We start from the raw sequence: 276 nt of genomic DNA, 5'->3' as shown, positions 1-276 counted from the left end.
AAGTGAATGTAGTATGTGGGTTAATTGAACCAGGCTTAGCTAGTACTTGACCACGTTCAACGTCTTCACGTTTAGTACCACGTAGAAGTGCGCCGATGTTTTCGCCAGCACGACCTTCGTCAAGAAGCTTACGGAACATTTCAACACCAGTACAAGTAGAACGAGTTGTATCATTGATACCAACAATTTCTACTTCGTCATTGATGCGGATGATACCAGCTTCAACACGACCAGTTACAACAGTACCACGACCCTGGATTGAGAAAACGTCTTCGA

At 44.2% G+C, this 276-nt stretch carries 1 protein-coding gene; it reads right to left on the bottom strand.

The window, feature by feature from the left end; all coding sequences use genetic code 11:
* Positions 1–276: EF-Tu/IF-2/RF-3 family GTPase (locus DC53_RS0120925; protein WP_033032445.1), on the bottom strand; the 276-nt coding region annotated here is incomplete at both ends.

The organism is Pseudoalteromonas fuliginea, from assembly GCF_000690055.1.
GTDB lineage: Bacteria > Pseudomonadota > Gammaproteobacteria > Enterobacterales > Alteromonadaceae > Pseudoalteromonas > Pseudoalteromonas fuliginea.
This window is presented reverse-complemented; position numbering and strand designations above follow the sequence as displayed.